Here is a 12,301-nt window from a genome sequence, read left to right on the forward strand (position 1 = left end):
AGGTAGGATTGAGGTTATATAAAAAGGGGCTATCCTTCAGGTCGATTTGGACCTTCTGGGATAGCCTCTTATTTGCACTACTTTCCTTGCTCCGCATCATACTCGCTTGCGTATTGCGCCAACGATTTGATTTTACCATGGGGGTTCTGCGAATGTTTACGACTCTTCCAAGCGGCTTCGTCACGGCGTTTTTGGTGGCTCATCGAAACAACCTCCTGTGGCATGCGGATTTGTAATGCAAGTTTAAATTGCGAAATTCCTCAGCTTTTTATACGAATACCGATTCAACTTGATCTTCTCGTTGAGTCGGCAGGCAAATACGCAGTAACTTTCGTATCCCAATCGACTCGGTAGGGAACCACTGCTGCAAAGGACGAATGGCATGCTTGCCTGAATCACCGTGCTTACCGACATCAAACAATTATAGTTATAATATAACTATGTCAATTATTTTTTGATAAACAATGAAAAAAAGCCTCTACAAGATACGAGCTCTTGTAGAGGCTTTATGAATGATCTTTTACTCCGTAGCAACCGATTGGTCAGCTTGCATGTTGACCGGGGAGATACGGATGAAATTTGCTTCCAGGTTGCTTAGCAGACCGTCAATTTTCGCAGCGGCTTCGGATTGACCGGAACCAGCGAGCTCGTCGCGGTAGGCAGTAAGCAGTTCTGTCAGATCTTTTTTACTTTGAACACCGATGGTCTCGATTTTCACTTTCGCGCCTTTAGCAATACGGCGTTCGATTGCCGCTTGGTCAAGACCCATTTCAGGCACAAGGCGTTGGTAGATCACGCCGCCTGTCATACCTGCGCAGATCCATGGACCCGGATCGCCCATTACAACGGCACGGCCGTTCGTCATGTACTCGAATGCGAAGCCTTTGAGGTTCGCGCGAGCAGCAAGTCCGCCAAGCTCATCTTGCAGCGGAGTTGTGATCTCTCCGCCGAATACAACGTCAGCACCGGAGAAACGAATACATGCACGCGTATCAGCGCCGCCTTGGATCAAGAACAAGCCTTTTTGTGCACCGTAGCCGAAGGATTTACCTACACTACCGTTGATAAGCGTATTGTTTTTGCTTTGTGATTTGAGGATCGCTACTTTACCGCCGAATGCCATTTTACCAAGACCGTCTTCAGCTCCGCCGTGTACGGTAATGTTGACGCCGCGGGCATTGAATGCCGCCAGACCGTTACCAGGTACGGAACCGTCAACGAGGTTCAAAGCAAAGTTAGGCAATTGGTCGTAGCTGCCATCGAAACGGTCTCTTACGCGATGGCTGGAATAACGAGTTCCGAGAATACGGGACTCGGCATCCACTTTGGACCAGTTGCGTACGATTGGAGCGTCCATAGCCAAAGAATCCGGGAAGAACTCTTGACCTTCAGCGCCAGCCGCGATACGAATATCTGACGATACAGCCGCTTCTTCCATAGCTCTTTCTGCATCAGAGATGAATTGCAGCGGAGCCGGACGAAGAATATCGGATAGATCAATGCGATCTTGATGACTGATTTGCTGCAGCAGGTCGGAACGGCCTACGAGATCCTGCAAGCTTTTGAAACCAAGGGAAGCGACGATTTCACGTACTTCTTCACCCATCGAGCCGAACAAACGAACCAAGCTGTCAACAGCGAGATCGTATTGACGAGGCACGAAGCGGCGAAGACCTTTTTCTTCGGCTTCTTCCATGGAGTCGATTTGTGTTGCGATACCCACGTGACAAGTGTCCAAATGACAGCCGCGACAAGTTGTACAACCGATGGATTGCATGGCGATACTGCCGAATCCGGCGCGATTCGCACCGAGCATAACCATTTTTACAACGTCAGCACCGGATTTCAAACCGCCGTCCGACCACAGCTCAACGCGGTGGCGAAGACCAGCCTCGATCAGAGCAACGTGAGCAAGCTTAGTACCAATCTCAGTAGGAAGACCTACGTGAGTTAAGGAGTGAATACGAGCCGCACCTGTACCGCCGTCAAAACCGGACAGCGTAATGACGTCAGCGCCTGCTTTGGCAACACCCACCGCAATCGTTCCGATACCTGGAACAACTGGGATTTTAACGATGATTTTCGCTTTGCGTCCGCTAGCTTCTTTCAACTCGGAGATGATTTGCGCCAAATCCTCGATCGAATAAATGTCATGGTTGTTCGAAGGAGAGATCAGGTCGGAGCCGATCGTTGCATTACGAGCTGCAGCGATTTTCGCTGTAACTTTAGAGCCTGGCAAGTGACCGCCTTCACCCGGTTTAGCGCCTTGACCGATCTTGATCTCAAGGAAAGCAACGGCATTAGCCAGTTCTACGTTAACACCGAAACGACCGGATGCGACTTGCGCACCGCGCGTTTTTTTGTAACGGCCGAGCATATCTTTAATCTCTCCGCCCTCGCCGTTCATGGTAACCATGTTCAGGCGTTCGCCGGCTTCAGCGTAAGCGCGGAAAGCTGTTTCGTTCTGTGAACCGAAGGACATCGAAGAAATCAACATCGGCAAGGAGTGACCGCCAATCGAAATGTCCACTTGGGATGGATCCAGTGCTTTGCGGCCTTCACCCAAAGCTTTCTCCACATTAAATCCGGCGATGTGACGGATCGAAATCGGGTTCTTCTGCTCTTCTTCACGCAGTTTGTCGCGGTAGTCGCTGTAAGGAGCTGCTCCGGATGCGGCATCGCCTAATGCTTTCCACATGCGTTGGAAGAAACGGAAGTTTTTCGCTGCTTTTGCTTTAGGGTTGCTGTAGTCCGCATAGCGGGCTTCAGCTTCAGCTTCCAATTGCGCAAAGCCGGTTCCTGCTTTTTCGCTGCCGAGGTAGTTCACGATATCCAGCACTTCAGCTACTTCCGGATGGAAGCCGATGGAGGAGAAGAATCGTGTGTAACCACGAAGCTCATGCGTACCGATTGTGGAGATGACTTTCTCCAAACCTTTGCTGAGAGCTGCATAAACTTTGCGTGCTGCTGCTGCGCTGCCCTCTTTATCCGATGCTGTAGAGAACAGCAGGTAAGGGGAGATCACGTCAGCGCCCAGACCGCAGGCAACTGCGATATCATGCAGATTGCGAATCGCAGCGGAACGCAGAACGATGGTCACGTGACGGCGCAGGTTGTCGCCGAAGCCGAGCTTCTCAGCGCGTAGTGCGATATCGATTTTGGAAACAGCCAGGTGCGGTTCAAGCCACAGGCGGTCGTTTTGATGAGCTTCTGCATCGTCAAGCACGATCAGGGCTGCGCCAGCTTTTGCAGCGGCCACAGCGTCTGCAGCGATTTTGTCCAAACCGTCACGCAGGGAAGTGCCTCTTGCAAATGTAGCGGAAAGAACAGCTACGCTGTTGTCACCTTCTGCACGGAATAGTGCAAGCAATTGCTCGTAGGAAGGTTGGGACAGATGCTCTTCGCTGTCTACTCCATTGGTGCCTTCCAGTACAAGCGGAGCCAATAGTTCAATGCGAAGCTTGGAATCTACTTGAGAGTAAACTGCTGGACGAGTTCCTGCTACAACGCGCGTGGAGAAGTGCTCCATCTCACGGTCGCGGTCAATCGCAGGGTTCGTTACAACCGCTACGCTTTCTTTAATGAAGTCAGGCACGTTTTGACGCTCCCATGCGATAGCCGCATGCGGGGAGTCATGACCTAGGGAACGGATCGGCTCCGCACCGGTTTCGGACATCGTTTCGATATGTTGAATACCTTCGCGATCCCAACCAAAGGCACTGTACAATTGGTCTGTAGCGACGATATTTTCATTGAGCTCAGCTTGTGCATCCGTTTTAGCAGGCGTCAGGTGTTTGCGCAATCCGCCGAAGTTCAGGCGTTTGCTTGCGCGCTCGTAGACCAAGCTTTGTACTTCGTGGTAAGGAATGACTTGCACGTGTTCGCCTGGTGTAAGCACGACGCCCACTTTTTCGCCCGGAGCGATCGGTTTTGGATCAGCAACCATTTCACCAACCGTGATGACCCCTTGCTCTGAGGAGAAGTAGAGGGAAGTATCGCTCTCTACCATCCAAACCGGACGAAGACCCAGCGCATCCACGCTGAAAATACATTCGTTGCCGTAACGGGAAACGATACCCGCAGGACCTTGGGCATAATGTCCCCAAACTTGGCGGAAGTACACATATAAATCTTGCAGTTCCGGACGGAACTGTTTCATTTCATTAATAATAGGAGGGAATACCATCTCCATCGCTTCGAACAAGCTGAGGCCAAAACGGTGAATGAACGTTTCAATCGTACGGTTCATGTCCTGGGAGTCGGATCCGCCGCTAACGAGCGGTACGCCTACCATGTCAGCTTCGATACGCATTTTCTTAACGGTGTTAATTTCTCCGTTATGTCCAAGCAGCGAGAACGGCTGAACGCGGAAGAAGCTGGATAATGTATTAGTCGAATAACGATTGTGACCGATAGTTACTTGGGAAGCAAACAGCGGATCACGGGTATCGTTAAAATATTTAGGTAAAATGCTTGCAGCACCCAGCACTTTGTATGCAGCTGTAACGTTGCTCAGCGTTGCTACGTGAACATTGTATTTGTTCTCAATCGCAACATGAAGTTCAAATAGATGGTCAGCGACATTCACTTCCGCTTTATCGGAAAGCGCGGCGATCTGCCAGAAAGTAGGCTCGTCGTTCAAGCCATTAGGTCCAAGAACGCTGCTATCCACTTGGTTTTCTTGCTCCAAGATAATGGATACGTCATGTCCGGCAAAAAGCTCACGGATGCCGTTTTGAATTTCAGCGGCGGTCAGGTCCAGCTTGCGTGGAACAAAAATATGAGCAACAGAAAAACGGTTGTCATAGGCTAGCTTGCCGTCAAGACCCGCATCTGTTAATTTCTTTTCCCAAAGAGCACGTGGAATGTCAGTTAGAATTCCGCAACCGTCGCCTTCGCCGTTAATGAAGCCCGAGCGATGTTCCATTTTTACAAGGGCATCGATCGTCTTTTGAATATTATCACGGGAAGGGTGACCGTTTTTTTCAATAATACAAATAATTCCGCAGCTATCGTGTTCGGTTCCTAGCAGATTCTGAAAACGGCCTTCATTACGCATCAATTCATTCATAGCTCTAGGTCAGTCTCCTGACCGTCACCTCCAATACATATTTAAACTCCTCTTGCATGACGCTGTCTTGCGTTCTTGCATTAAAGCACTGCTTTGACCCCGCAATTCGTGCATATTCTTGGAAAGACCGTAAATCTTGTAAAAACCGAATATGCAAGCAGATGCATAAAAATGCAAATTTGCTGAATAGCATGCCAATTTCAAGGAAAATAGTCCCCTAAAATAAAGCTCTTAACGACCCGTGTTAAAGTAAGGCATGATACACAAAAAAGAACGAAAAAATTGTAAATCGTGCCCTAACTTTCTAAGAAAATACTGTGAAAACAAGACATTTCGCGAAAAGGGTAAAAGTATTCTTAGAATAGCATGAAAAAGATGATCCGACAATAGTCGCGCCGCGAATTCAAAAATGTAAGCGTTACCTTTTCTGTATATTGGTGAATAAAGCCAATTTTCTTACAAATGAGACGGTCAAAAAAAACGAACAAACTATGATCCATATAGGATCATAGTTCGCTTTTGGGACATATTCGGTCCAAGAGGATCGCTTCATTAATATTATTGTAGGTTGGGTTTCATTGGGAGGCCATCTTTTTGAATGCGTGATCGGCAGCTTCTAATGTACGAGTGACATCTTCTTCTGTATGTGCGATCGTCAGGAACCACGCCTCGTATTTGGACGGAGCGAGGTTGATGCCTTGCTCCAGCATGAAGCGGAAGAACTGGGCGAACCGTTCGCCGTCGGTATCCTGCGCCTGATCGTAGTTCGTGACCGGATGGTCGCAGAAGTGGGTCGAGAAGGCGCCGCCGATCCGGTTGACCGTCAAGGCGATGCCGTGGCGGGCGGCCGACTCGGCAACGCCGTCGGCCAGGCGGGCACCAAGCTGCTCGAGCTTGGTGTAGACGTCTGCCTGCTGCAGCACTTGCAGGCAGGCGATGCCGGCGCTGATGGAGGCGGGGTTGCCCGCCATCGTGCCGGCCTGATAGGCAGGTCCGAGCGGCGCGACCTGCTCCATCACTTCCTTGCGGCCCCCGTAGGCGCCGATCGGCAGCCCGCCGCCGATCACTTTGCCGAGGGCCGTCAGGTCCGGTTCCACGGCGGCGAATAGGTTCGCCGTGGTCGTGCGGGAGGCCTCCTCCGCGAACGGGAGGCCGGCATAGGTCTGTGCCGCTCCGTAATGGAAGCGGAACGCCGTGATCACCTCGTCGTAAATGACGAGGGAGCCGTTTGCGCGAGCAGCCGCGCAGAGCTGCTCGAGGTAGCCGGCATGGGGCATCACCATGCCGAAGTTGCCGACGATGGGCTCGACCATGACGGCGGCCACATCTTTGCCCCAACGCGCAAGGGCAGCCTCCAGTGCCGGGATGTCGTTGAACGGCACGGTGATGACCTCTTGCGCGATGCTCGCGGGCACGCCGGCGCTGTCCGGCGTGCCGAGCGTGGACGGCCCGGAGCCGGCCGCCACGAGCACGAGATCCGAGTGGCCGTGGTAGCACCCGGCGAACTTGATGATCTTCGTGCGCCCCGTGTAGGCGCGCGCCACGCGGATCGTCGTCATCACGGCCTCGGTGCCGGAGTTGACGAAGCGCACTTTGTCGAGCGACGGGATCGCCGACTTCAGCATCTTCGCGAACTCGATCTCGAGTTCGGTCGGGGTGCCGTACAGCGTGCCGTTCTGTGCGGCGCGTATGATTGCCTCGGTCACGTGCGGATGCGCGTGACCGGTAATGATCGGGCCGTAGGCGGCGAGGTAGTCAATGAAGCGATTGCCGTCTTCATCCCAGAAGTATGCGCCTTGCGCGCGCTTCATGAAGACGGGCGCGCCGCCACCCACGGCTTTGAATGATCGGGAGGGGCTGTTGACGCCCCCCACGATATGTTGAAGAGCTTCCTGATACAGTTGTTCGGATCTTTTGCGTTCCATAGATAGAATCATTCCTTTATATGTAGTTTAATCCCGCAAAAAACCTCTACTTGTAGGGCGTGAAGCCCTCAATCAAGTAGAGGCGTAAAAAATTAATGGTGCGTCTGCGGGATACGATTGTCTTAAGACGGTTTTTCAGTGTTAACTTATCGGCAACTGGTTGATCGCTGCTTTTAACGCGGATTTTCCTGCTTAATTGACAGGGGAGTCAGTGAATTTTCGCCAACTGTAGCCTTTAACACTGTTTTTCAGCGCTAATGCAGGTTAGAAAGTTACGTGCTTGGTTTTAAGACGGTTTTTCCGTCTTAAATTCGGCGGCTGCGATAACGCTTCGTTCTTGGACTGCTTTCGCATTCGCATTCGGTCCAGTCACGACCCCAGCGTCTCGACCTATTTCTTCGTCGTCTTCACCGACGGCTTCGCTGCCGGCGATGGCGAAGGCTGCGAAGGACCCGCATCCGCTTCCACCGTGCCGGCGAAGAGCTCCTTCACATACAGCTGCAGCTTGTTTTTATCTGCTGAGATGACGGCGGCGCCGCGTACGTTTTTCTCGACCAGCAGGTCGGTTGGCGGAAGCTGGGAGCTGACGATACCGTCGGCTTTGGCTTCATAACCAAGCGTACCGAGTTTCAGCATGTCGGAGACACTGAGATTGGTATCGATGTAAGGATCCATTGCGTTTAATATTCTCGGCAGCTTAATCATCGATGAGGTAGATTGCATCTTTTGAGCGACAGCAGTCAGAAACTTGCGTTGGCGCTCAGTTCTCGAAAAGTCGGACAACGCATCGTGGCGGAAGCGCACATATTGCAGCGCTGTTTTGCCGTCGAGATGCTGCATTCCTTTTTTTAAATTAATATCGTAGATATGATCGTCCTCGGAATCGGAATATTTCATATCTTTTTCCACATCAATATCGATGCCGCCGACTGCGTCAATAAGTGCAATAAAGCCTTTGAAATCGGTGTACACATAATATTGAACGGGGATGCCCAAGAGATCGCTTACCGTCTTCATGGCCAGATTAGGCCCGCCCAAAGTGATGGCCGTGTTAATCCGGTCCTCGCCTTCGCCTGGAATCTTTACATATGTATCTCTGAGAATGGAGAACAAATGAGCTTTCTTCGTCACAGGATCGATGGAGGCTAGCATGATGCTGTCCGATCGGGGCATTTCATTCTTTTTCAACCCCCGCGAATCTCCGCCAAGAAGCAGGATATTAACGCGCTGCTTGCCTTCCCATTTGGGAGGCGTATATTTTTCGCCCTTTTCTTTGACGGCTTGGCTGATCATAGGACCACCGCCGCCGCCTTGTGGATTGTCCGATTTATTTGATATATGCTTGGCGAAACTATAGAAAGAATACGAGTAGTATCCGGCTGCCACCATAAGCAGCAAACCGACCAGGAGCAGTGTTCGTTTGAGTATTTTCAAGGCATCTGCGCTCCTTTCATAAGGAAAAAGGTGATCTGTACTTTTTTTTCTTACAGATATCATGTATCATAGTTTAGTATTGACTGTTGTACAATTCGCCTATCTGAACCATATTATAGATGCTAAGAAACTTCGATAGCAAGTTTAGGCGAATTTTGGAATATCTTGTAGCCGAGTCTACAAAGACAGGAGGTTTCATTATGTTAGCGATTGACGTTCAACAGCTTCGCAAGGAGTTTCAAGTGCAGCAAAGCCGCGGCGGATTGAAAGGCGCTTTCCAGGATTTGTTCAAAAGAGAGTACAAGCATGTCACCGCTGTGAAAGATATCAGCTTTCAAATTCCGAAGGGCGAAATTTGCGGATATATCGGTGAAAATGGCGCCGGCAAATCGACAACGATCAAAATGCTGACCGGCATTCTGGTCCCGACGTCAGGTCATATTAAAGTAAATGGCTTCGTCCCATTTAAAGAACGGGAGAAATTCGTCTCCGGCATCGGTGTGGTATTCGGCCAACGCAGCCAGCTTTGGTGGGATATCGGTGTTGTGGAATCCTTTCAATTATTGAAGAAAGTGTACCGCGTCTCCGAAGCCGATTACAAAAAACGTCTCGACGAGCTCGTGGATCGATTGCAGCTTTCCGACCTGCTTTCGCGACCTGTTCGTAAGCTGAGTCTGGGTCAACGGATGCGTTGTGAACTCGCCGCTTCATTAATACATAATCCGGCAATCCTGTTCTTGGATGAACCGACGATTGGTTTGGATATTGTAGTGAAGACGGAAATTCGCGAGTTTCTCAAGTCACTGAATCAGCGGTACGAGACGACCATTCTGCTCACCACACATGATCTGCAGGATATTGAAGCTCTGTGCTCCCGTGTTATTATGCTCGATGACGGCCGTATTATCTATGACGGCGGGCTCGAAGAACTGAAAGCGAAGTGGGGCAAGGGTAAAGAAGTCGTGCTTCAATTCGAATACCCGGTTACTTTGCCTAAACTGCAGGAATTGACGCGAGGCTTGGACGTTGCTTGGCAGCTTGAGAACGAGCTGTCTGCCAAAGTGTTCATCCCGCAGGATCGGGCCAATGTCTCCGAGGTGCTGAGTCGCGTAGTTGGCGTGCTGCAAATCCAGGACATCAAAATCAACGAAACGAACACGGATGACATCGTCCGTGAAATTTATAAGTCAGGATCTGCGGAAGTGAAGCGCCCGGAGGAAGTACAGCAAAATGAAGGAGTCGCCACCCATGCTTAGCGCTTATTTGGAAGTCATCCGCATGCGGTTCCTGATGATGCTGGCTTACCGCGTTAATTATTACAGCGGCATTCTGATTTATGCACTTAATATTGGTTCGTATTATTTCGTTTATAAGGCGATTTACGGCGATCAAGCGGTTATTCAGGGCATGACCCTTGGACAAATGACCACGTATGTAGCCATTTCCTGGATGGGCAGGGCGTTTTATTTCAATAACTTGGACCGGGAGATTGCCACCGAAATCCGGGACGGCAGTGTAGCGATTCAATTCATCCGGCCTTACAATTACGTCAATGTGAAAATGATGCAAGGACTCGGCGAAGGCATCTTCAGGCTCCTTTTGTTTACAACACCGGGGATGGTTTTCGTCTGGCTGCTCCTGCCTGTGGAATTGCCGACAGATCCAATGCGCTGGCTCATCTATCTGGTTATGCTGTTCTTCAGCTTCCTCATTAATACCCAGCTTAATATCATTACAGGGCTGTTTGCATTCTTCCTGGAAAATAACGAGGGACTTATGCGCATGAAGCGTGTGGCGGTAGACCTATTTTCAGGGCTTATTATTCCGATTTCCTTCTTCCCGGGCTGGTCCAAGTCGGTCTTGGAGTGGCTGCCTTTTCAGGCGATCACTTACCTGCCAAGCGCCGTTTTCACCGGTAAAATTACAGGGTCTGAAGTATTTCAAATGCTAGGCATTCAAGCGTTATGGTTCTTCGTTCTTATTATTCCAATGTACATCTTGTGGAACAAATCGAGAACGCGCTTGTTTGTGCAGGGAGGTTGATGCGGATGTTCTATCTATCTCTCGTTGTCGACTACTTGAAAAATTACATGAAAACACGCCTCACCTACCGATCCGACTTTTGGATTGAAGTGCTGTCTGACCTTTTGTTCAATGGACTGAACTTGTTCTTCATCCTAGTCGTCTTCCTGCAAACGCAATCGCTCGGCGGGTGGAATCAGAAGCAGATATTGTTCATTTACGGTTATTTTATGATTCCGTATGGCTTGTTTATCACCTTTTTTAATCTGTGGGGCTTCAGTGAAAAATATATTGTTAAAGGCGAAATGGACCGCATTCTAACGCGGCCGGCATACAATCTCTGGCAGCTGATGCTTGAAAATCTGGACCCGGCTTCGTTGTTCAGTGCGCTTGCGGGCGCTGTTGTTATGATCTACTCGTGGGTGGAGCTCGGCTTGCCGTTCCATTGGTACGATCCGCTGATGTTTATCGTTCTGGTCATCGGATCGGTGCTTATCTATGCAGGAGTGTACATCTCATTGACGTCGCTCGCATTTTTCTCCGATGCGCCAACGGGCATCTTGCCGCTCATTTGGAACATCCAGAACTATGGTCGATATCCTGTGACGATTTATAACAGACTGCTTAGAAGCATTTTGACTTGGATATTGCCTTTTGCTTTTGTCGGCTTTTATCCTGCGGCCTACTTTATTGACCCGGCCAACTGGAAGTGGTTCGCGTTGCTGACCCCTCTTATGGGAATTGTGTTCAGCATCTTGGGGATCAGCATTTGGAATATTGGCGTAAAACGTTACCGTGGCGCGGGTTCGTAAAATGTAAAAAACCGATACTCCCTTTACACCTGATGGTGCGTGAGGGGATCGGTTTTTCTTTTGGTCTGATGGTCGTTAAATAAAGACTTGAAGGGCTCATGACTTGAGGCAAGTTTCGCAACAGAGAACATGAGGCGCTATTAGTGTACTAGTTTGACGCAAAATAAATGAAAAATGGTCAAAAACGAGCTCGATAGAACAAAAGTCTATAATTAAAGAACCATATTCGTTAAACATGGAATCTTGTTCTCTAAGTAATCTTTGGCGGTTGAATCACACATTTTTAGCGTCACTTGAGTGTCTTATTAGAGAACCAGGGGCCTTATAGTCATGGCTTGAGGCAAGTTTCGCGAGAGAACAACGGCCTTCGAATTGAGAGGGCGAGTTGTTGGGTTTGAGACGGAAGAAACCAAGTAACGACTCAATCAGATGTATGGGGAGTGTTATGCGGACTCATCATGTCCAATAACTAACAACGCCCCATGTTCTCTGTTCAATTGGTTTCTTGCTATAACTGTGCTCCATGATGACGAAGAAGCTCCGCAACGTTATTATTGCCTTGCTTCAGTGCAAGAGACAATGGTGATACTCCCCCTTCAGCCTTTGCATTTACATCTGCGCCATGTTCGATCAGTATGCGAATAATCTCTAAGTTATCTTCATGGAACGCCGCGGTATGCAAGCAGGTATGACCATTACTGTCAACTATCGTTGTCTGAGCTTGATGAGCCAGAAGCAGCTTGATGACCTCGATATTTCTCTCGCCTGCAATCGCTGCATGCAGAGCTGTATTGGAAGGAATGTAAGAAATCTTTGAATGAGATACTGCATTGACATTGGCGCCATGGTCTAACAAAACCTGAACGATATGCTGATTGCCAAAATGCGCTGCAAATCCAAGAGGTGTAAGCCCATCGCCGTTTTCTGTATTTGCAAGATTAGAGTGAGAGTTCAAAATCTCATTTAATCGTGCTGCATCCCCAGAATGTATAGACTGAAATACGTCGTCAATGATTTGTTTTAACTCCATAAATGTT

8 protein-coding genes are annotated in these 12,301 nt (G+C 49.5%); 3 read left to right on the plus strand and 5 right to left on the minus strand.

Going from position 1 to position 12,301, the window contains the following annotated elements; all coding sequences use genetic code 11:
• Positions 1-77 precede the first annotated feature (77 nt).
• The 4 genes from ACFQZT_RS22735 to ACFQZT_RS22750 all read right to left on the minus strand — a co-directional run bounded on the left by ACFQZT_RS22735 (position 78) and on the right by ACFQZT_RS22750 (position 8,385).
• Positions 78-203 carry a DUF6254 family protein gene (locus ACFQZT_RS22735; protein ID WP_379303402.1) on the minus strand — a complete coding sequence of 42 codons (126 nt, stop codon included), beginning with the start codon at positions 201-203 and terminating at the stop codon, positions 78-80.
• A gap of 317 nt (positions 204-520) precedes the next feature.
• A complete protein-coding gene (locus ACFQZT_RS22740) occupies positions 521-5,071 on the minus strand; it encodes a glutamate synthase-related protein (RefSeq protein ID WP_379303404.1) in 4,551 nt (1,516 codons plus the stop codon).
• Between the two features lie 575 nt (positions 5,072-5,646).
• Positions 5,647-6,996, minus strand: coding sequence for a glutamate-1-semialdehyde 2,1-aminomutase (locus tag ACFQZT_RS22745; RefSeq protein WP_379303406.1), 1,350 nt, complete (start codon positions 6,994-6,996; stop codon positions 5,647-5,649).
• A gap of 390 nt (positions 6,997-7,386) precedes the next feature.
• A complete protein-coding gene (locus ACFQZT_RS22750) occupies positions 7,387-8,385 on the minus strand; it encodes an LCP family protein (protein WP_379303446.1) in 999 nt (332 codons plus the stop codon).
• A 245-nt stretch (positions 8,386-8,630) separates the two neighbouring features.
• Between ACFQZT_RS22750 and ACFQZT_RS22755 the strand changes: the two genes are divergently transcribed.
• From ACFQZT_RS22755 to ACFQZT_RS22765, 3 genes are read left to right on the plus strand one after another with little or no spacing between them, the layout of a single operon-like run.
• The gene (locus ACFQZT_RS22755; protein ID WP_379303408.1) at positions 8,631-9,686 is read left to right on the plus strand and encodes an ABC transporter ATP-binding protein; all 1,056 of its coding nucleotides are present in this window, start codon (positions 8,631-8,633) and stop codon (positions 9,684-9,686) included.
• Entirely contained in the window at positions 9,679-10,473 is a 795-nt protein-coding gene (locus ACFQZT_RS22760; RefSeq protein WP_379303410.1) for an ABC transporter permease, read from the plus strand. The genes ACFQZT_RS22755 and ACFQZT_RS22760 overlap by 8 nt, the downstream gene beginning before the upstream one ends.
• Before the next feature lie 5 nt (positions 10,474-10,478).
• Entirely contained in the window at positions 10,479-11,264 is a 786-nt protein-coding gene (locus ACFQZT_RS22765) for an ABC transporter permease (protein WP_379303412.1), read from the plus strand.
• A 508-nt stretch (positions 11,265-11,772) separates the two neighbouring features.
• Here ACFQZT_RS22765 and ACFQZT_RS22770 read toward each other — a convergent pair.
• Positions 11,773-12,294, minus strand: coding sequence for an ankyrin repeat domain-containing protein (locus tag ACFQZT_RS22770; RefSeq protein ID WP_379303414.1), 522 nt, complete (start codon positions 12,292-12,294; stop codon positions 11,773-11,775).
• Between the last annotated feature and the right edge of the window lie 7 nt (positions 12,295-12,301).

Origin of the sequence: Paenibacillus sp. GCM10027628 (assembly GCF_042676385.1) — a bacterium.
Classification (GTDB): Bacteria; Bacillota; Bacilli; order Paenibacillales; family NBRC-103111; genus Paenibacillus_E.

Bases quoted from the DNA above. Each gene is read 5' to 3' on its own strand.
- ACFQZT_RS22740 (WP_379303404.1), bottom strand. From the start codon at position 5,071: ATGAATGAATTGATGCGTAATGAAGGCCGTTTTCAGAATCTGCTAGGA.
- ACFQZT_RS22765 (WP_379303412.1), top strand. From the start codon at position 10,479: ATGTTCTATCTATCTCTCGTTGTCGACTACTTGAAAAATTACATGAAA.
- ACFQZT_RS22770 (WP_379303414.1), bottom strand. From the start codon at position 12,294: ATGGAGTTAAAACAAATCATTGACGACGTATTTCAGTCTATACATTCT.
- ACFQZT_RS22735 (WP_379303402.1), bottom strand. From the start codon at position 203: ATGAGCCACCAAAAACGCCGTGACGAAGCCGCTTGGAAGAGTCGTAAA.
- ACFQZT_RS22755 (WP_379303408.1), top strand. From the start codon at position 8,631: ATGTTAGCGATTGACGTTCAACAGCTTCGCAAGGAGTTTCAAGTGCAG.
- ACFQZT_RS22750 (WP_379303446.1), bottom strand. From the start codon at position 8,385: ATGGTGGCAGCCGGATACTACTCGTATTCTTTCTATAGTTTCGCCAAG.
- ACFQZT_RS22745 (WP_379303406.1), bottom strand. From the start codon at position 6,996: ATGGAACGCAAAAGATCCGAACAACTGTATCAGGAAGCTCTTCAACAT.
- ACFQZT_RS22760 (WP_379303410.1), top strand. From the start codon at position 9,679: ATGCTTAGCGCTTATTTGGAAGTCATCCGCATGCGGTTCCTGATGATG.